The 18,073-nt window shown below is 68.8% G+C and carries 21 protein-coding genes and 1 pseudogene; 6 read left to right on the top strand and 16 right to left on the bottom strand.

Annotated elements, in window-relative coordinates; all coding sequences use genetic code 11:
• Positions 1-180: 180 nt before the first annotated feature.
• The 9 genes and pseudogenes from PUR53_RS02955 to PUR53_RS02995 all read right to left on the bottom strand — a co-directional run.
• Positions 181-723: pseudogene (locus tag PUR53_RS02955) on the bottom strand (AAA family ATPase); the annotation flags it as partial.
• 150 nt (positions 724-873) lie between these two features.
• The gene (locus PUR53_RS02960) at positions 874-2,184 is read right to left on the bottom strand and encodes a glycosyltransferase (RefSeq protein WP_329907264.1); all 1,311 of its coding nucleotides are present in this window, start codon (positions 2,182-2,184) and stop codon (positions 874-876) included.
• 224 nt (positions 2,185-2,408) lie between these two features.
• The gene (locus tag PUR53_RS02965; RefSeq protein ID WP_329897091.1) at positions 2,409-3,704 is read right to left on the bottom strand and encodes a helix-turn-helix domain-containing protein; all 1,296 of its coding nucleotides are present in this window, start codon (positions 3,702-3,704) and stop codon (positions 2,409-2,411) included.
• Between the two features lie 146 nt (positions 3,705-3,850).
• Positions 3,851-4,417 carry a hypothetical protein gene (locus PUR53_RS02970; protein WP_329897092.1) on the bottom strand — a complete coding sequence of 189 codons (567 nt, stop codon included), beginning with the start codon at positions 4,415-4,417 and terminating at the stop codon, positions 3,851-3,853.
• A 269-nt stretch (positions 4,418-4,686) separates the two neighbouring features.
• A complete protein-coding gene (locus tag PUR53_RS02975; protein ID WP_329897093.1) occupies positions 4,687-5,427 on the bottom strand; it encodes a class I SAM-dependent methyltransferase in 741 nt (246 codons plus the stop codon).
• Positions 5,428-5,561: 134 nt separating this feature from the next.
• Positions 5,562-6,464: a GNAT family N-acetyltransferase gene (locus PUR53_RS02980; RefSeq protein ID WP_329907265.1), complete on the bottom strand. Its 903-nt coding sequence runs from the start codon at positions 6,462-6,464 to the stop codon at positions 5,562-5,564.
• Positions 6,465-6,766: 302 nt separating this feature from the next.
• A complete protein-coding gene (locus PUR53_RS02985; protein ID WP_329897099.1) occupies positions 6,767-7,645 on the bottom strand; it encodes a bile acid:sodium symporter family protein in 879 nt (292 codons plus the stop codon).
• 118 nt (positions 7,646-7,763) lie between these two features.
• Positions 7,764-8,306, bottom strand: coding sequence for a GNAT family N-acetyltransferase (locus PUR53_RS02990; protein ID WP_329907266.1), 543 nt, complete (start codon positions 8,304-8,306; stop codon positions 7,764-7,766).
• Positions 8,307-8,318: 12 nt separating this feature from the next.
• The gene (locus PUR53_RS02995; protein ID WP_329897101.1) at positions 8,319-9,092 is read right to left on the bottom strand and encodes a GntR family transcriptional regulator; all 774 of its coding nucleotides are present in this window, start codon (positions 9,090-9,092) and stop codon (positions 8,319-8,321) included.
• Between the two features lie 10 nt (positions 9,093-9,102).
• Between PUR53_RS02995 and PUR53_RS03000 the strand changes: the two genes are divergently transcribed.
• The 3 genes from PUR53_RS03000 to PUR53_RS03010 all read left to right on the top strand — a co-directional run bounded on the left by PUR53_RS03000 (position 9,103) and on the right by PUR53_RS03010 (position 10,301).
• Positions 9,103-9,477: a hypothetical protein gene (locus PUR53_RS03000; protein ID WP_329907267.1), complete on the top strand. Its 375-nt coding sequence runs from the start codon at positions 9,103-9,105 to the stop codon at positions 9,475-9,477.
• A gap of 366 nt (positions 9,478-9,843) precedes the next feature.
• Entirely contained in the window at positions 9,844-10,044 is a 201-nt protein-coding gene (locus tag PUR53_RS03005; RefSeq protein ID WP_329907269.1) for a hypothetical protein, read from the top strand.
• Positions 10,041-10,301, top strand: coding sequence for a hypothetical protein (locus PUR53_RS03010; protein ID WP_329907271.1), 261 nt, complete (start codon positions 10,041-10,043; stop codon positions 10,299-10,301). Before PUR53_RS03005 ends, PUR53_RS03010 begins: the two co-directional genes overlap by 4 nt.
• Positions 10,302-10,394: 93 nt before the next feature.
• Here PUR53_RS03010 and PUR53_RS03015 read toward each other — a convergent pair whose 3' ends face one another.
• Together PUR53_RS03015 and PUR53_RS03020 are read right to left on the bottom strand one after the other, a co-directional pair.
• The gene (locus PUR53_RS03015; protein ID WP_329897108.1) at positions 10,395-10,616 is read right to left on the bottom strand and encodes a helix-turn-helix domain-containing protein; all 222 of its coding nucleotides are present in this window, start codon (positions 10,614-10,616) and stop codon (positions 10,395-10,397) included.
• Positions 10,616-11,107: a DUF2975 domain-containing protein gene (locus PUR53_RS03020; protein WP_329907273.1), complete on the bottom strand. Its 492-nt coding sequence runs from the start codon at positions 11,105-11,107 to the stop codon at positions 10,616-10,618. The genes PUR53_RS03015 and PUR53_RS03020 overlap by 1 nt, the downstream gene beginning before the upstream one ends.
• A gap of 24 nt (positions 11,108-11,131) precedes the next feature.
• On the opposite strand from PUR53_RS03020, the gene PUR53_RS03025 reads away from it, so the two are divergent.
• Positions 11,132-11,770 carry a hypothetical protein gene (locus PUR53_RS03025; RefSeq protein WP_329897110.1) on the top strand — a complete coding sequence of 213 codons (639 nt, stop codon included), beginning with the start codon at positions 11,132-11,134 and terminating at the stop codon, positions 11,768-11,770.
• A 69-nt stretch (positions 11,771-11,839) separates the two neighbouring features.
• Here PUR53_RS03025 and PUR53_RS03030 read toward each other — a convergent pair whose 3' ends face one another.
• Both PUR53_RS03030 and PUR53_RS03035 read right to left on the bottom strand, forming a co-directional pair.
• Positions 11,840-12,742, bottom strand: a complete 903-nt coding sequence (locus PUR53_RS03030; RefSeq protein WP_329907275.1) for an SDR family oxidoreductase — start codon at positions 12,740-12,742, stop codon at positions 11,840-11,842.
• Positions 12,743-12,771: 29 nt separating this feature from the next.
• Complete coding sequence (locus PUR53_RS03035) at positions 12,772-13,176, bottom strand: Dabb family protein (RefSeq protein WP_109001494.1); 405 nt, start codon at positions 13,174-13,176, stop codon at positions 12,772-12,774.
• Between the two features lie 122 nt (positions 13,177-13,298).
• Here PUR53_RS03035 and PUR53_RS03040 point away from each other — a divergent pair, with 122 nt between their 5' ends.
• Positions 13,299-13,925, top strand: a complete 627-nt coding sequence (locus PUR53_RS03040) for a TetR/AcrR family transcriptional regulator (protein WP_329907276.1) — start codon at positions 13,299-13,301, stop codon at positions 13,923-13,925.
• A 182-nt stretch (positions 13,926-14,107) separates the two neighbouring features.
• Positions 14,108-14,431, top strand: coding sequence for a DUF6221 family protein (locus PUR53_RS03045; protein WP_329897114.1), 324 nt, complete (start codon positions 14,108-14,110; stop codon positions 14,429-14,431).
• 47 nt (positions 14,432-14,478) lie between these two features.
• Here the strand turns inward: PUR53_RS03045 and PUR53_RS03050 are convergent, their stop codons facing one another.
• The 3 genes from PUR53_RS03050 to PUR53_RS03060 all read right to left on the bottom strand — a co-directional run bounded on the left by PUR53_RS03050 (position 14,479) and on the right by PUR53_RS03060 (position 17,736).
• A complete protein-coding gene (locus PUR53_RS03050; protein WP_329907277.1) occupies positions 14,479-14,817 on the bottom strand; it encodes an inner-membrane translocator in 339 nt (112 codons plus the stop codon).
• Positions 14,818-15,069: 252 nt separating this feature from the next.
• Positions 15,070-15,522, bottom strand: coding sequence for a hypothetical protein (locus PUR53_RS03055; RefSeq protein WP_329907278.1), 453 nt, complete (start codon positions 15,520-15,522; stop codon positions 15,070-15,072).
• A gap of 129 nt (positions 15,523-15,651) precedes the next feature.
• Positions 15,652-17,736 carry an RICIN domain-containing protein gene (locus PUR53_RS03060; protein ID WP_329907279.1) on the bottom strand — a complete coding sequence of 695 codons (2,085 nt, stop codon included), beginning with the start codon at positions 17,734-17,736 and terminating at the stop codon, positions 15,652-15,654.
• Positions 17,737-18,073: the final 337 nt, after the last annotated feature.

Raw genomic sequence — 18,073 nt, forward strand, 5'->3', positions numbered from 1 at the left:
AGGCTCTGGAAGCTGACATCCGGACCTGGGTCAAGCACTGGAACGAAGACCCCAAGCCGTTCATCTGGACCAAGACCGCCGAAGAAATCCTCGACTCCCTCGCCCGCCTCTGCCGACGGATCTCCGGCGCAGGACACTAGTGCTGCTGTGGTTGTCAGTGAGGCTGTCGAGTTCGGACCAGGAGAAGATCTCGTCCCAGTAGTCGGTGATACGGCCGTCGGTCCAGCGGTAGCGGCGGCGGCTGGTGAGGCCCATCGGGTTGGCGTGGGTCGCGCCGAAGAAGGGTTCGGCGGCGGGGGAACGCCAGTCGACCAGCAGCCGACGGCCCGTGGTGCTGTCGGTGAGCCCCAGGCGGCCGATGTAGACGGGGGTCTCCGGGTCGTCCTCCGTCACCATGCGGCCGAGGCACAGGTCCAGACCGAAGCGGCGCAGGGTGCGCAGACGGGCTGTCAGGCGGTGGATCTCCGTGTCACGGTCCATGGCGTGCCGGCCGAGGCCGCCGGGGGCCCGCCGCTCGGCGTCGAGCTGGGCGGAGACCTCGGCGATCGACTGGGCGAGGCAGGTGGAGAGGGCGGCGAAGTGCCGCTCGTCGGTGGAGAGGAGGGCGGGGTCGGCTTTCGCGGCGAGTCGCTCGGGGAGGCGGAATGCACTGGGGTGAGGGTTGGGGTGCGGGTGGGGGTTGGGGTGCGGGTGGGGGCGACCGTGGGTGGTCGGGGGGTTCATCTGATGGGCTCCGAACGTCATGTGTCCGCGTGCTCCAAGTGTGGGGGCATCGCTTCGGGGGTGCGTCGTGGTCTGAGGGCCGTACGGGTTCTGGTCGGCGTGCGCTGAGCTGGGCCCGGGCTCGGTGCAGGCCCGGGCTCGCGAGCCGGCTCAGGCCCGCACCGGGGGCCGCTCCCCGCCGTACGTGTCGAGCAGCAGCCTCGCCGCCCGCGTCGCCCCGTCCGGCTGGACCATCCCGGCCACCTCGGCCGCCCGCGCCGCCGTCTCCGGCGCCAGGGCCACCTTCAGCGCCGCGGACAGGGACTCGTACGTCGGGGTCGGGCCGTCGTGGGCCACACCGATGCCCAGGTCGGCCACCCGGCCCGCGAAGTACGGCTGGTCCGCGCCCTGGGGCACCACCACCTGGGGCGCGCCCGCCCAGGTCGCCGTCGTCGTCGTACCCGCGCCGCCGTGGTGGACGACGGCGGCGACACGGCGGAACAGCGGGTGATGGTTGGCCTCGCCGACGACGAAGCAGTCGTCCCGGTCGTCTGGGTCTCCCTGGTCGTCCCGGTCGTCCAGGACGGCCAGTTCGGCCCAGCCACGGGAGAGGATCACGCGACGGCCGTGGGCGCGGATCGCCTCGACGCAGGCTCGGGCGACGTCTTCGGAGCCGCCGATGGCGATGCTGCCGAAGCCGACGTAGACCGGCGGCGCGCCCGCGTCCAGGAAGGCCGTCAGCTCGGCCGCGAGCGGTCGCTCGTCCGGCACGATCCAGGTACCGGTCTGCACGACGCCGGGGCCGGGGGGTGAGGGTTCCTGCCAGGTGCCCTGCGCAGTGGTCTCCGGCTGCGAGGACCTCCACGGATCCAGCACCGGATCCGTCGCCAGCCATGGCCGGTCGGTGAAGACGTGGTCGCGGACGCGGGCCACCGGTGGCAGGCCGACCGACGCCCGGTGGGTGTTGATCACCTCGCCGAACAGGTCGTCCGCGCTCCGGGCGTCGAACTCCCACAGGGCGCGGTTGTCGGTCGTGTCCGTCGGCAGCGGCCGCCCCGGCCGAGCCATCGGCGGATGGTGGGGCGACGGCAGGGAGACGGACTGGAAGCTCGCGTACACATACGGGATGCCCAGCTTGTCGGCCACCGACCGCACACAGGCCGCGGCGGGGAGCAGCCCGGTCGCCACCAGTACGTCGCAGCCCTCGGCCGCCTCGGCGACCGTGTCGAACTCCGCGAGCAACTCGGCCGCACGCCGGGGCACGCCGCCCGCCGTCGGCGGCGCGGGCGCGGTCATCAGCGCGCGTACGGGGCGGCCGAACGGCACCAGCGGTACGCCGACCCCGGCCAGCCGCCGCGCGAACTCCTCGTCCGGCGGCGCGCACACCCGCACCTCCGCGCCGAGCTCGCGCAGCCGGACCGCGAGTCCCACCAGCGGCTCGACGCCCCCGCGCGAGTCGTAGTTCGCCAACAGCACACGCATCGAAGCGCCCCCGGTTTTCGTCGATTCAGGCTCAGGCCGGAGATTCTGCGGCACCACGGGGGCCTTGCCGCAAGCCCCCCGGTGCGCTATACGTTGAGAGTGGCAAGGAGAGCGTGACCTCCTTGCCTTTGTCGTGTCCAGCCTCTCCTGCGCGGTTCCGCCCTCTCCTGCGGGGTCGGGGGCCCGGTCGCCGGTCGCCGCGGTGGCCGTCTGTTGACGTCTCCCTAGTAGCTGTCGAGGGGGACCCAGGCCCGCCTTCCCGCGTCGTCCGTGCCGTACCAGTAGTGCGGCATTCCCTTGATGCCGGTGGTGCGGAACGGGCTGCCGTGGTCGTCGACGCGGATCGTGCCGGTGCGGCCCTGGGACGACCAGTCGAGTTCGAGGTACCAGCGGGCGTCGTGGATCTGTGTCGTCGCGTCGACCTCCAGCACCTCGGGGTCCTCGGCGGAGACACGGTACGGGAAGCGCACGGCCGGGATGACGCGACCGCCGTCGGCAGCGTCCTCGCCGTCCTGTGGCCGGGCGACGGGGCGGTCCGCATCGAGGTTCACGGCGAAGCGGCGGGGCGTGAGCTCGCTGCCGCAGCCCTGGCCCATGGCGTACGCGGTCCCGCCGCCGCCCGGGGTGCCTCGGCTGACGACACGGACGTGGAGCGCGTCCAGGACCACCGCCGTGGACGACCGCCCCTGCACCGAGATCCGCACCTTCGTGTGCCGCCCGTGCACCGCGCTCTGCGCCGCCACCCACACCTCGGCGTCCTGTTCGAACGGCGGCGGGGGTACTTCGGCGGGCGGCTTGTCGATGACGTAGTCGTGATCGCAGCCCTTGTCCCAGGCCAGGGAGTCGACGGTCCAGGTGAGGGGGCTGTCGGCGGGCGTTGTCTCCGACGGCTGGGTGGCCGACGGTGCCACTGAGCCGCCAGGTGCGCCGGCGGCGGTCGTACGGGGGCTCGCGGAGCGGGATGGATCCGCCTCGGCGGACCGGTCGTCCGAGAGGGCGGACAGACTCGCGACGGTGATGACGAGCAGGGCGCAGACGCAGGCGGCGACGGTGGACGCCGGTGTCCGTCGACGGCGTTTCGCGGGCCCTGTCCCGTCAACGTCGCCATCGCCATCGCCATCGCGGTCGCCATCGCGGTCGCTGTTGCCGCCGACATCGCCGACGCCTTCTCGGTGGCTGCCCCCGCCCGCGCCCGCACCCGCGCCCGCGTCCATGTGGGGTGCGGGTGCCGGAATCGCGGCCTCCGGGGAGTCGGCCGTACGCACCCGCTGGCGGGCCGCGACCGCCGACAGCCACAGCCGGTGCAGTTCGAGCCGCTCCTGCGGTGTCGCCCCGCAGAAGGTCGCGAGCCGCTCGACGGGCGAGAAGTCCTGCGGCACGCCCTCGCCCGCGCAGTACCGGTGCAGCGTGGAGACGTTCATGTCGAGCTCGCGGGCGAGGGCGCCGTAACTCAGGTCGGTGCTGTCCTTGAGCTGACGCAGCTTCGCCGCGAACTCCCCCGCGTCGTCCCGAACCGGCATCGCTCTCCTGTCGTCCGCCCGCGATTCCCCATCCCAGGCCCCTGCTGACACTGCACTGCACGTCAGGTGAGCGGGGTTGGTTCCGCCATGGCCGGAAGGACGGCAGGGGAACGGGCGGGCGAGGCGGCTCCGACGTCAGTGGGCGCTCAATGCGCGCTCCTGGTCGCGATGTCGGCGATGCGGTTGTACCGCTCCACCAGGACGAAGAGCTTGATCTTCTGCGTCGTCTTCCCACTGCCGTAGGTCAGGGTGACCGCGATCTCGTGGCTGTGCCCCATGCTGCCGTTATCGGTCACCGTCCACCGCGCCGGGACGTTCTGGGCGCGCAGGACGCCGTCCACCCCGTTCTTCTTCTCCCAGGTCGCCAGTCGCTTGGCGAAGTCGGGCGTCAGGTAGTGCTTGCGGAGCGCCTTGGCCAGTGCGGCGTCCGGGTCGGCGTAGTCGCCCTTCGCGTCGATGTACGCGCCGTAGAAGTCGGCGACGCGGGTCACCACGTTGCCGGGCGTTCCGGTGACCGACTTCGGCGCGGCGGCAGTCGGCTTCGACGCGGCGGCGGTGATCGGCTTCGACGCGGTGGTGGGCGCCTTCGCCGAGGTGTGGGCGGACGCCTGCGCCGGCAGCTGTGCCGACGCGCCGAGTGCGACAGCCAGGACGAGGCCGGTGGCGGCCGCGCGGAGTCCCGAACCACGGCGTGCGGAGAACTTCCTGTTCATGTGGGTGTCTTCCTTCTCTGGTCGGTAAGAGGTCGCTCGCGCTGCCGGGGCCGTCATCGCGTCCCGGCCGGGGCGGCACCCAGAGCTTGGACGACGCCGGGAACCGCCACAACAGCCGCCGCCCCATCCCCGGCGCCAGAACGGTCCCACCCCTGCTGACCTGCGGAAAACGGGGCCCTGGGAATGCCCTGGGATGCCCATGGGACCCCTTGGGACCTTGGAACCCCTTGGAAGCCCTTGGATGCCCTCACGTTTCGGCGCGGCGGAACCTACGGTTTGTGGGTCACCCAGAGCAGTTCCGCCGGCCAGCGGTGTGCCCAGTCGGGTGGGTCGGTTTCGTTGTAGCCGTTGGGTGTTCCGCGTTCGGGCCGCGGCTCGATGAGGTCGTCGATGACGAGGCCCGCGCCGCGCAAAACCTTGACCCAGTCGCCGTAGGTGAGTTGATAGCTGGTCGCGCCGTCGGTTTCGGCGATGGTGTTCAGTCCGAAGTAGTCCTGCTGCAGTGTCGTGGTCACGCGGCCGGCGGCCTCGTCGTAGCAGGCTTCGAACCATGGGCTGGCGACGTTGAACACCAGGCGCCCACCTCGGCGCAGGACGCGTGCGGCCTGCGGGACGGCCAGGTGCGGGGGCGCCCAGCTGAGCCCACCGAAGTCGCAGAACACGAGGTCGAAGCTGTCGTCGGCGAAGGGGAGTTGTTCGGCGGCGCCTTGCACCAGCGGGTAGCGGGCCGCTCCCATCGCACGTGCTGCTGCGGCGAGTTGGGCTTCGGACAGGTCGAGCCCGACCACGGTGGCGCCCTCGGCGGCGAGCGCCCTCGACCACTGGCCGGCGCCGCAGCCGAGTTCGAGGACCCGCTTGTCGGTGACGTCGCCCAGGGCGTTCAGGTGCGCGTCGGGGATGGAGTACATGCCCCACAGCCGGGGTGCGGAGCCGATCTGCGGGTCGTGCTCGTGCTGGTAGGCGCTGCTGATCCGGTTCCAGAGCCGCCGGTTGGCGGGGATGCTGTCCACGTGCCGACTCCAGCACTGCCTGTCGGGGCGGTCAACACGATTAGTCAGTACTCCAGTGCGGTGCACGCCGTCGGGCACTGACGAGCGGTCCGGACCTGTCCTTGGCCGGACCGCTCACCGCGTGCTACTTCTCGCTAGGCCGTTCGGCCGCCCGCCGGGTGGAAGTTGATGCGTTCACTGACGACGGGGAAGCCGGCCTTGGCGAAGTTCGCGGCCATGGGGAAGTTGCCCCGGTCCGTCGCTCCGCTGACGAACTCCGCGCCCTGTTCGACAAGGAAGTGGGTGCATTCCGCGAGGAGGTCGTAGGCGTAGCCGTGACCGCGCTGTTCCGGGACGACTCCGATGAAGCCGATGGTCGGTCCGGAGGGGTTGTGAGCCGGGATGTGGATGCCGGCCAGGTCGCCCTCCGGCGTGTGCGCGATCTGCCACCACTCCCGTGGGGAGGGGCACCAGTGGAAGAAGTCGAGTTCCTCCTGGGCGGCCTGATCGAGGCCGCCCTCCTCGATGGCCTTGAGCGCGTGGGCGTCCAGGGTGACGGAGTGGATGCGACGCAACGCGTCGAAGAACACGGTGTCGTCGGGTTCGGCCCTGAAGCGCAGGCGTCCGGGCCGCTCGGGCAGACCTCGCTCCGGGGTCCAGCGGTACAGGAAGCGTTCCACCAGGGGTTCGTACCCGGCGGCTCGTGCGGCGGCGAAGCGGGCCTCGGCGGCGGGGCGCAGGTCGGGCTCGTCCCGCCAGCCGCCAGGCAGGTTGATCTCGAGTTCGACCTGCCAGGGAGCGGAGCGCAGGAGTTCGGCCCCCGCCTCCTCCTCGCCCTCGGCCACGTCGAACCAGTTGATGTTGACGGGCTCCGGGTCGTCGGGGCCGCCCCACCACGCGCCGCGTGCGACGACCTCGCCGTCGCGCAGGGCGACGCGCTTCCAGTCGGGGCGGAACCGGGTACGGCGATGGCCCTCACGGGCGCCCAGTGGGTCGGGAAGAGCGTCGAAGAGATGGGCGTCGCTCGCGGAGAGCGCGTGGATGACCGGATCGGTCATGGATTCCTCCGGGATACAGGCTGCTTGGAGCGCTCCCGGTCAGGACTCTCGAGCCACGCCGGGACAGCGGAAAAGGGAGCGCTGGAAAGGTGTGAACCGCACGGCACTCGCCTCCTTCCGTCCATCTCAGGGCGTGAAGCCACACGGTACGTGAACTTCCGCTGGTCCGCCCACGGTTTCGCGATCGACCAGCGGGTTCGTCGTCGGTAATGGCTGCGTCGGGCCGTTGTCTGGTGACGCCCGTGATCCGCTGCACCGAACGAGCCCTGGCGGCGCGTGGCCTTCCCCGACGCCCCGTCAGCTCAACCCACCGTCGAGGGCTTTCCTGCACGCCGCCCCCGGGTGATGGCGTAGCCGAAAGCCGTGGCCAGGATGTACATGAGCACCGAGTAGACGGCGCTGGGGATCGCCACCTCGGTGCTGTCGAGGATGCTCAAGGCGATGGTGAGGGCCACCGTGGTGTTGTGGATCCCCACCTCCATGGCGCTGGCGACGGCCTGCGGCTCGTTGAGGCGAAGCGCTCTGGCACCGCCGTAGCCGATGCAGAGGCTCGCGAGACAGAAGATGCCGGTGACCAGGCCGACCTGGCGAAGGTAGTCCGCGAGGTTCTCCCGCTCGCCCAACAGCGCCGCCAGGGACACCGCGACCAGGACGGCGATGGAGAACACACGGACCGGACGGTCCGCGCGGACGGCGAACTCCAGGGAGCGCTTCCTGATGAGCATGCCGAGCCCGACCGGGATGAGCACGATGGCGATGACCTGCAGCACTTTCCCGAACTGCAGTCCCAGATCGCCCTCGGCATCGAAGTGACTGATGGCCAGGTTGGTGATGAGCGGGATGGTGACGGCCGCCAGCACGGAATTGATGGCGGTGAGGGTGATGTTGAACGCCACGTCCCCACGGAACAGGTGACTGAAGAGATTGGCGGTCGTACCGCCCGGGGACGCGGCCAGCAGCATCACGCCCACGGCGAGCAGCGGGTCCACGTCGAAGATCTCCACCAGCCCGAAGGCGAGCAGCGGCAGCACCACGATCTGCACGGTCAGCGCGAAGACGACCGCCTTCGGGGAACGGGCCACACGCCTGAAGTCATCCGTGGTGAGCGAGAGCCCGAGACCGAACATGATGATGGCGAGCGCGACGGGCAAGCCGGCCGTGATCAGCGCTGAATCCTTCATGCCTCACGCTTCCTGGATGACGGCATGACGGCAGCGGAGACTCCGAGACCTGCCGCACGGCCCGTAGGTCGCCACAGTGAAGCAGTACGGAGCCGCTGTTACAAGGTGTTTGAGCTGGTCAGCGTGATCGCAGGGCGAGGACCATGACGTCGTACAACGGGGCGTCGGGGAACGGCTGTTGCTCGCCCATCTGCTCGTACCCCCAGGTCTCGTACATGGCCCGCAGCCTCGGCCGCTCCCGCCGCACCAGCAGCTCGGCACGCACCTCCCGCCGCTGCCCGATCAACTCGTCGTGCATGACCCGCGAAATCCCCCGCTTACGCCACTTCTCGCGAAGCATGTTCTCGCACAACTTGAACGTCGCGGCGTCGCCCCGTGCCGTGAACCCGTAGGTGAACCCGACGACTTCACCACCGCCACCACCACTCACCTCGCCACCGGCTTCACCGCCCACTTCACCACCGACTTCAGCGACGACACACCCCCACCCACCGGCCCCGACATGAGCCTCCAACCGCTCCTCGAACCGCTCCATGGAGAAGAAGGGATTCGTGGCGATGTCCTCCGCGTACACGTCGGCGTACACGTCCAACAGGGTCCCGCGAATCTCTGCCAACCGTTCGCCGGTGCAGTAGCTGGTTGTCACCGGATACACGGTCATGTGACCCCACCCTCACTCAACTTCATCGCGCGGCTGCTCGACCGAAATCTCGTAGGCGATCTCCCACCGCACGTCCGGCACGGTGATGTCCGCCGTCTCGACGGGCCGTCCGTCACGGTCGTAGTAGGTGCGCTCGATACGGGTCAACAGCTCACCGACACTGACACCGAGCAGATTGGCCTCTTCCTGAGTGGCCCGACCGGGACGCGGAACCTCGACCGCGGTCTCGATGACGACCCCGATGGAACGCATCCGCTCGACGACACCCATGCCGGCGAGCGGCCCCATCTCGGGGAGGACGACCGGTGTGCCGTCGGTGATCGCCATCGGCTCCCACGACTCCGACAACTGAACCGACTGTCCGTCAGCGAGGAACTCGTACCGGGTGACGACGCAGGGGTCACCCGGATCGACGGCCAGCCGCTCGGCGATGTGCTCCGGCGCGGGAACGCGCGCCTGACTGTGCGACTCCCAAGTCCCGCGCCGCCCTTGCTCCTTCATGTCGGCGCGGAACGGCGAGCCGCCCCGATGCTCACGATGCCGGGACCGGATCATCCGCAACCGCTCACGCGGTGCGCGGACATACGTTCCTGAACCGGCCCGCCCCTCCAACACACCCTCGATGATCAGGCGCTCCATCGCACGTTGCGTGACATTGCGCCCCACCCCGTACTCCTCGGCGAGCTGCGCTCGCGACGGCAGACGCTCACCGACGGCCCACTCACCCGCCCTCACCCGGCGGCGCAGGTCGTCCGCGACATCGAGATACGGGGCCTCTCGCGGCATACGGCTCTCCGTGCTGCCCCGAACGCGCAGGGCTGGTGGTGCGGTTGACGACGACATTGACAAGCTACTGCATCAGGTGGAAGCTACTGAAGTAGAAGCACGCTACGTGATCGAACGCTTACCGGGGAGACCTGTGCGCCCGAAGGCCGAAAGCATTGCCGCACGACTGGCCGTGGCCACGGGGGCCGAGGTGCGCCGCAAGGAGACTGCCGTCGATGTCCGACTGGAAGTAGACCTGCCGCGCGAGCTGAGTGACGTCGCACGCAGAGCTGTCTTGGCTGCCATCGCAGACGCCGACGCGTATGGGCATCGACGCACTGGTGAAAGTGACTACCTCTGGGCGCTCGTCATCCACAGGGCCGAACAAAGCCTCGGCGACCGCTGACACGGCCCCGGGGCATGGCCGATCCAACCAGGAGATCGACAATGAACCTTGCATCACGGGCATTTACCTGGATCAGAGCAGTACTCATCGGGCCGCCAGAACGGGAAGACCCTCTGCTACCCCCGCGCTCATGCTCGGACTCGCATCCCGATCGGAGCCTGTCGCCGCACTGCCCCCTTCGCCAGAGATGTGGGCCAACTTCCTCGCAAGCGCCACTCCACACAGAAGCTCGCATCCACGACCTCACGCAGAACTGCCACCCATCACCGCAGACGACATCAACAGCTCTCTCGTCGGTGCCTACCTCCTGACCCCGGAGGTACGCCAGTACAGGCGCAATGCGTACCAGCTGACGGGGGCGCGCTGATGCCCAGCCGACAGAACACAGCCGCCACACCCCGCCCCGAACTCCCCATGCTCCGCGCCTACCGTCTCTGGTTCGAGCACACGCGCATGTGCGCCGCCGGCTGCAAGGGCACCCCCAAGGCCCAGGACGGCTGCGAGGACGGACGGCAACTGTGGGGCGTGTACCGCCTCACGCGTATCGGAAAGGCGACGACGTCATGAGCTGGACCATCGAACGCCCGCCCGGCCGCCCCGTGCGCCGCACCGACGACAACCGCCTGGCCGTACCCCTCCGTCTCTCCGTGGCCGACGGACACGCCACCGACACCGAACTGACCCTCACCCTCGCCGAGGCCGAACACCTGCACGCCGCACTGTGCCGCGCCCTCGACGGCGAACCGGCACCGCCGACGGCCCCAGAGTGCCGCCAGCCGGTGCAGGCCTCGCCCGGGGTGGCGCAGATCATCGGGCGGGCGTAGGCAGCATCTGCTCGGCGAGGCGAAAGGCGCCGAGGCCGAGGTGGCGCCAAGTCGCCGTGATGAGGGCCCGGGGGGCGGCGTGCGGAGGGCGCGTCATTCGTCTGTGGTGTCCTCGGACTCCCAGCGCAGCAGGTCGCCCGGCTGGCACTGGAGCACCTCGCAGAGCGCGGCGAGTGTCGCGAAGCGCACCGCCTTGGCGCGTCCGTTCTTGAGTACCGCGAGGTTGGCGGGGGTGATGCCGACGCGGTCCGCGAGTTCACCCACGGACATCTTCCGCCTGGCCAGCATCACGTCGATGTCGACGGTGATCGGCATCAGATCACCTCGTTCAACTCAGCCTGCATCCGCGACGCCTCGACGTCGCGCGCGACGGCCTGGGCGAGCAGCATCCGCAGCACGAGGACGATGAGCGCGACCCCCAGGATGGCCACGCCGACCCCGCCCATGATGACGGTGACGCCCGGGTCGTCCCGCTGGCCCGGCGCGTTGATGGCCGTGACCACGAACCACAGGAGGGCGGCCCCGACGATCGCGCCGATCACGCCGTCCACGTACCGGAAGGCGGCGTGGGAGAACACGGTTCCGCGTCGCACCATCGTCACCAGCCGCCATACGCAGATCAGGGCGACCTGGGCCGACACCATGCCAAGGATCGTGATCACCCGTAGCGCGGTCAGCGGGAGCGAGCCGTCCTCCGGGTCGTTCCCGCTGACCAATGTCCACACCATCAATGCCTGCACGAACACGGTGCCGACGAGCACCGCCCCGAGCACGGCGCGCAGCGCACGCACGGTCAGCTTTCCCATGACCCACCCTTCCATCGAAGCGCGATGGAAATCTATCGAGATTCGATAGATGAAGCAAGGGCTGGCGATGTCGCCCAGGTGGTGAATGCTGTGGAGTGGTCTCTTCACGCGCCGTACGACGAGGACTTCCACCTGAAGCCCGGAGAGGTCTTCACGGTCGCGCCCGCGTGGTCGCGCCCGCGTGGTCGCGCCGACGACCAGGACGCGGGCTCAGCCGCGCGGCCGTGGAGGGATTGGACCTGCCAAGTACCGTGGTGGCCGCTTGAACCGATGTATCGAGAGGTCGACGCCATGCCCACCGCGAGGTTCTTCTTCGACGCAGGATCAGGCGTAGTCCTTTGGGCAGCCACACCCGAGGACAAGGAGGCGTGGGGGTACGCGATCGAGTTGGACCGACTACCGATCAGCCGCGACCTCCGCGACAGCCTGCGGGGGCTGATAGAACGCTTCGATACGTCGTTGAACTGGGACTACCCCCCGCACCCGGGACCGTGGCGTGAAGCGGAGTGCCACGACTTCAACGACGCGGTACGCCAAGCGCTCGGCCGACTTCGCGCCGAACTCGGCCCGGCCTGGCAGGTTTACGACGAGTTCCACGCACTCCACGAAGACCCGGACCTCGACCGCTACCTGGCTGACCCGGCCGGGTTCGCTCGCCTCTAGGGGGTGTTTCCACGAACGTTCACGGTGTCGGCGGCCATGCCGTCGGCCTGCCGGTGTGGCGGTGGGAGTTCAGCTGACCTCGTTGCGGACGGCGGTGTCGAGGTCGGTGGCGGTCAGGCCGAAGGTGTCGGCGGTCTCCGTCGCGTCCATGTGGAACGGCGCGTACCACTGGTAGTCCATCTCGGCCATCTCGCGGGCGATCGGCACGATCAGCCCGGCCGTACGCGTCACGGAGCGCGGTATCTGGATCAGTTTGACCGGTGGCCGGCCCGCCGCGACGGCGTAGCGCCGCGCCAGCTCGCGAATGGTGACGGCGGGCGCGGACGGCACGTGCCAGGGTCGGCCCCACGCGCGTTCTTCCGAGGCCAGCGTGATGAGGGCCTGTGCCATGTCACCGTTGAAGGTGAAGGTGTGCGGCATGTCGAGGTGGCCGGTGATCCAGGCCGCTTTCCCCTTCTGCAGGGCCGACTTGATGAGCAGGGAGTAGATGCCGTTGGCGTCCTTGCCGATGTAGTCGGAGCCGCGGACCTCGACGGTGCGGATCCCCCCGGCGAGGGCCTGTTCCCACATGCGTCTGCGCAGGCGGCCCTTGTGCCCGGTGGCGGCCATGGGGGTGTGTTCGTTCATCCGGCCACCGGGCTGCGGACCGTAGGCGTAAAGGCTGCCGGTCAGCGCGAGGACGGCGTCGTTCGCCTTGGCGGCGGTGATGGCCGCCGTCTGCAGGGGCGGCAACAGGCGCTCCCACACCGTGTATGAGGGTGGATTGGCGCAGTGGTAGATCACTTCCGCGCCGCGGGACAGCTCGGTCAGGCGGGACGGGTCGGACGCGTCCGCGGCGACCCGGTCGACCAGCGGGTGCTCGGGGCCGGAGCCGCTGCGGGTGACGATCCGGACGCTCTCGCCGCGCTCGGCGAGCAGACGAGCGACGTTGGTACCGATGGAACCGGCACCGATGATGATGTGCTTGGCCATGACGCTTTTCTCCTTCTCCGGGGTATCGGTCAGTCGTCCACGCCGGAGCCGGTATAGGTGGGCACGTCGGCGAGCATGCCGGCGATCTGCGGGTTGAGCTCGTTGCGGCGCCGGTGCAGTTCCTGGATCTTGGCGTTCAGGTCGGGGTCGTCGTCGTCACTGACGTCGAAGATCTCCAGCCGTTCGACCAGGTGCAGCCCGAGGTGGTCGGTCTGGTAGGTGGTCGGGTGTGTCAGGTAGGCGAAGAGCCCGTCGAGATGTTCGACGACGAACACCGCGCCGTACGTGTAGTCGCCGCCGTGGTCGCGGCCGACGACGAAGGACTTGATGGCGGGGTTCGACCGGCCCTGATTGCGCCAGCTCTCCAGCACCCCTTCGATCTGCTCAGGCGTCGCAGTGGCCTTCATCGTGACTCTGTTGATGTGGTAAATCATGACTTAATACCCGTTTCTAACGCTGTTAGGTTTCCTAACGGCGTTAACTATGGCGCGCACCGCCGACGCGGTCAAGGCGGTGACTAGGGTTCGAGGACACCATCGAAGCGAAGTGACGGACCATGTCGACCAGCACGAGACGGGCCCGCGAACGGGCGAACACCCGGGAGCGGATCATCGAGGCCGCGCTGCACGTCCTCGAGACCGAGGGCGTCGCGGCCCTGACGATCCGGCGCATCGCCACCGACGTCGAATACTCCGCGCCCGTCGTCTACCAGCACTTCGCCAACAAGGACGCGCTCGTACTGGAGCTGGTCGCGCACGGTCACCACCTGATGCTGAGCGAGTTCCACCGAGCCGCGCAGGAGCCCGATACGGACCGGCGCATGACGCGCATCGCGTCGCAGTACGTCCGGTTCGCCGGCGAGCACCCCCACCTCTTCCAGGTCATGAACGACCCGATGGTCGACGCGGACGAACGCCGACGCGTCGCGGAACCGGTCATCGACGTCCTCAAGGAGCTGCTCACCTCCTGGTCGGCTGCACACGACGTGGTCCTGGCCGATTTCGACCAGGCCTGCGAGATCCTCTGGGGCACGCTGTACGGCATCGCGTCGCTCAGTCACCTCGGCAACGTAGGCAGCGATCGCGCCCGCCGCCTCGCCGAACAGGCGCTCCGCGCGATCCTTCTCGGCTGGCAGACCGAGGCGCCGGCGAACGGTCGACCGGCGAGCAGCCAGGTGCTCTGACCGCTGTTCGCCGGGTTCAGAGGGAGGACCGGAGTGTTCGTCGAGATCGTCTTCGTGGGGCTGCCGATCGATCGTGGCTCCGGGCGGTGCTGTCCGAACTGGGAGTCGCGGACTGCGCGTCACCACGGACGGCGGTGAGCGGCAGCCGGGCATGGCGACAGTTCCTCCGCCAGGATGTCGTCATGGTCGATGAGCTCGTGGCGTTCCTGAACGCACGTCTTGACGAGGAAGCCGAACTGGCCCGGCGTTGCGGTCAGGTCGGGGGTGGGGCCGAGGTGCGGGGCATGCGGGAGGTCGAGGCCAAGCGGCGGGTGTTGGGGCGGCATGTGCTCAGTCGGGCCGAGGGGGACCCCGAGCGGCCCTGGGACGACCGCGACGACTGCCAGTACGACGGGGAGCTCTGGCCGTGCGACGACCTGCTCGATCTCGCGGGTGTCTACCTGGACCACCCCGACTTTCCCGAGCAGTACAGGCCGCGAGCGGACGCGGTGGACGGTGAGGCGTGAAGAAGGGTGAGGGGTGAGAGTGAGCAAGTCGTCTTGGGAGTAGCTCGTCAGGGCCAGGACCCCAGTGTGTAGGCCGCCAGGAGGACGCAGGCTGTCAGCTGCACCGTTCCGATGACTTGGTGACCGATCCTCAACAGCAGCACGGCCGTTACGGCGACCACCAGGGTCAGGGCGCCGAAGCCCAGCACCGGCGCCCAGTCCACGGGCGGCGCGCTGGTCGCTGACTGTCCTGAGCCGGTGCCCCTCCGGCTCCATCCCCGGGCGACCAGCACGATGGCGACCACCAGCGCGGCCGCCGCGTCCGCCAGCAGTACGAGCAGCAGGAGACAACCGGAAGTGAAAAGATCCTGTCCCTCGGCGGGAGGCTTCTCGGTGAGTTCGGGCATGGGTCGACGATCGCGCGGAACGCACACGTCCACACGGCCCGTCACCGACTCGCAATCGGTGTGTTCTCCGCTCTTCATGTGCCCATCCGGTTCCCGGGGCACATATCCGGGGTCACGCAATCCTGGGTCACGCATTCGGGTCACGCATTCGGGTCACGCATTGCAAGCAACCGTCCGCGACGGGCCCTTGACCCCACGTGCCGACAAGGGGCCCGTCGCGGACGAACCCCACGACCGCTACTGACGGTTCAATCAGCCGTCGTTGCCCTGCAGCACCTCATCGACGGCCCGGGCCACCTGCCTGGGGAGATCGGCGCGGACTTTGGCCCGTTCTTCCTGACGGCCTTCTTCGCGGATCTCCTCCTCGATCTCCGGAGAAATCTTTCCGCGAGATTTCGCTCGCTCCTCCTCGGCGGACTCACGCACCAGCTTCCTGCCCGCCCAGGGGACGACGAAGCAAAGCAGTACCAGGACGAGGAGCGCACCCTGTGTGAGCCAGAAGCAACCCGCTTCCACGATCTCGTCCTCCATACGGGCGAGCAGGAGAATCGCCGCGATACCGATCACGGGTCCCCTGCTTTTGCGCATGACCCGTGACGTTGCGCGAACGCCGTCAAATATCTGCACGAAGACACCACCTCCCGAAAGAGCCGATTTGCCGATTTCCTCCCGTACGACGGCAATGGCGCAATTCGGGTTGCGCAATCTTTGCGATGTACGCCCTTCGTGTGGCGCGAGTTCGCCGGTTGACGGTGTGAATGCCAAAAGGCTCGCTTAGGCATGAGAAAGCCCCAGGTCGATATGGCGACCTGGGGCTTTCTCAGCGGTGCGGGACTACGACGCCGGGGACGCTGTCACGTCCGTCAGCTTCCAGCGCTGGTTCAGGCCCGAGTTCGGGGTCCAGAGTCCGACTCCCGCGCCGTCCGTCGTCGACTGGCCGTAGACGTCGGGGAGTTGGCCGGTGGCCACGTTCACCAGGGTCCACGTGCTGTCGCCCGTCGAGGACAGGATCCACTGGGCGGCCTCGTCGCGGGTGGCCGTGTCCTGCTCCACCACCAGGGAGCCGAAGCGGACGGCCAGGCGCTTGTGCGAGGTCTTCTCCGTCAGGGCGTAGCGCGTGCGGTTGTCCGTCGCGCCCTTGCCGATGCGGTCCAGCGTCCACTGCTGGGTGTTGCCGGCCGTGGTGCTCGGGGTCTTGATGACCAGGCTCTTGCCGTCGGGGCCGACCGCGAGGTTCTTGCTGCTCTGGACGCCCGTGAGGGTGTACGTGTGGTTGTCCTGGAGTTCGGCCTTCGACGCCGCGACCCCCGAGACGCCGTTCACCAGGAACGACGTCACCGACTGGGCCGGGACCGTGATCGTCGCCTGCTTGCCGGTGACCTTGACGGCCTTCTTGCGGAGCAGCTTGCCGGCCGCGTCCGTGACCACCGGGGTGATCGTCGCCTTCTTGGAGACCTTGCCGAACTTCGACAGGTCGACCGTCACCGCCCGGGACTCGGTGGTGCTGTTGACGTGGACGACCGTCGCCTTGTCGCCCTTCTTCGCCACCGCGGCCGTGCTCGACTCGTCGTTGGTCTTGATCAGACGGTCGCCCGGCTTGATGAAGTGCGTGAAGTTGCGGGCCGTGTCGAACTTGGTGTTCGTGTAGATCGGGCAGGTCTTGAGGGTGTCCGACTTCTTGCAGGCGAAGGAGAGCTGGATCGAGCCCCAGTTGCCGCCCTTGGCGGACTCGCCGCCCGGCTTCATGTTGTCGTAGTCCTCGACCGGCTGCCAGAAGACCCAGGCCTGGGGCTCCAGTTCGCGCAGGTCGTCGACGATGCGCTGGGCCAGGCCCAGACCGGGGCGCATGTCGGTGAAGCTCTGGCCGTCGCCCCAGTCGCCCTCGACCTCGCTCATCCACAGCGGCTTGTCGGCGGCCTTGGCGAGGTCGCGGACCGTGGTGCGCTGGCTGGTGCCGTAGGTGTGGACGTTCATCTGGTCGACCAGGTCACGGACCTCCTGGGGGTAGGAGTTCCAGTTCGTGGCGAACGTGCCGGGGTTCGTCTCGTCCATCGCGGAGATCTTCGCGTGGGTGCGGGAGTCGTCCAGGACCGGGCCGAGCGCCCGCAGCACCTTCTGCTGGAGCTCCGGACCTATGTGGGCGCCCTCCTGGCGGCCGCCGGTGGGCTGGCCGTCGGCGCCGAGCTTGGTGCCCCAGTAGTTGGTGTTGGGCTCGTTGAACGGGTCGAGGGTGTCGACCTTGATGCCGTGCGCCTTCTCCAGGCGCTCGGTGGCGCCGACCAGGTACTTGGCGAAGTCCTCGACCGACTCCTCCTTCAGCTGGTCCTTCGAGGCGTCGAAGCCGCCGGAGACGTAGCCGCTCTCCGTCATGAACCACGGCGGGGAGTTGCTGAAGGTCTCCCAGTGCGTGATGTCCTTCTTGATGCGGTCGATCCACCAGCGCTGGGTGGCGTCGGCGTTCTTGTTCCAGTCCTTCTTGTCGTCGGCGCTCCACCAGTCGACGTCCTCGCGGGTGGTGCCCGCCGGGGCCTTCCACCAGCCCTCGACCGCGCCGCCGGCCCGCAGGTAGTCCTTGACGTCGGGGGCGTTGCCGCCGCCGATGTTGTAGCGGGCGATGTTGAGGTTGAGGCCGTTCTCGCCGAAGAGGAGCTTGGCAAGCTTCTCGCGGATCGCGGGCGGGTAGTCGCCGGTCGCGTTGGCGAACCAGACGAGGCTGGTGCCCCAACCCTCGAAGCTCTGGCCCTTGTAGGAGGGGTCGGGGCTGACCGTCACGGACGCGGCGGCTGCGGCCGACGTGTCGGCGTGCGCCATCGGCAGGGAGGTCGTGGCCATGGCGGTGCCGGTGGCCAGGGCCGTGATGCCGATGGCCCCGAGGAGCCGTCTCGTACGAGGGCGGTTCGTACGGGTGCGGTGTGCCATTCGAGTACTCCAACTCTTCCGTGTGCCGCGTCCCGGCGGACGTACACGGAGATCGGGGCCGAGCGGGGCCGACGTTCAGCGCGGTGCGGTGCGGTCAGTGCGGTGCGGTCCGGTTCAGCTGCGTGCGGTGCGTGCGGTGCAGTTCAGCGCGGTGGAGCGACTGTTTACTATGGTTCGAGGTGCTCTCGTATGGTTTGGCTCGGTCGATGTTTACGTAAACATCCACTGGGCGGATGTCTACACTGTCCGAATCTCGGGGGTCAAGGAGTCGTCAAGGTGGACACGATCGACGGTGGTACCAAGCGCGGTACGAAGCGACGCGCCGCGCGGCCCCGGC

The organism is Streptomyces sp. SP18BB07, assembly GCF_036322545.1.
Lineage (GTDB): Bacteria > Actinomycetota > Actinomycetes > Streptomycetales > Streptomycetaceae > Streptomyces > Streptomyces deccanensis.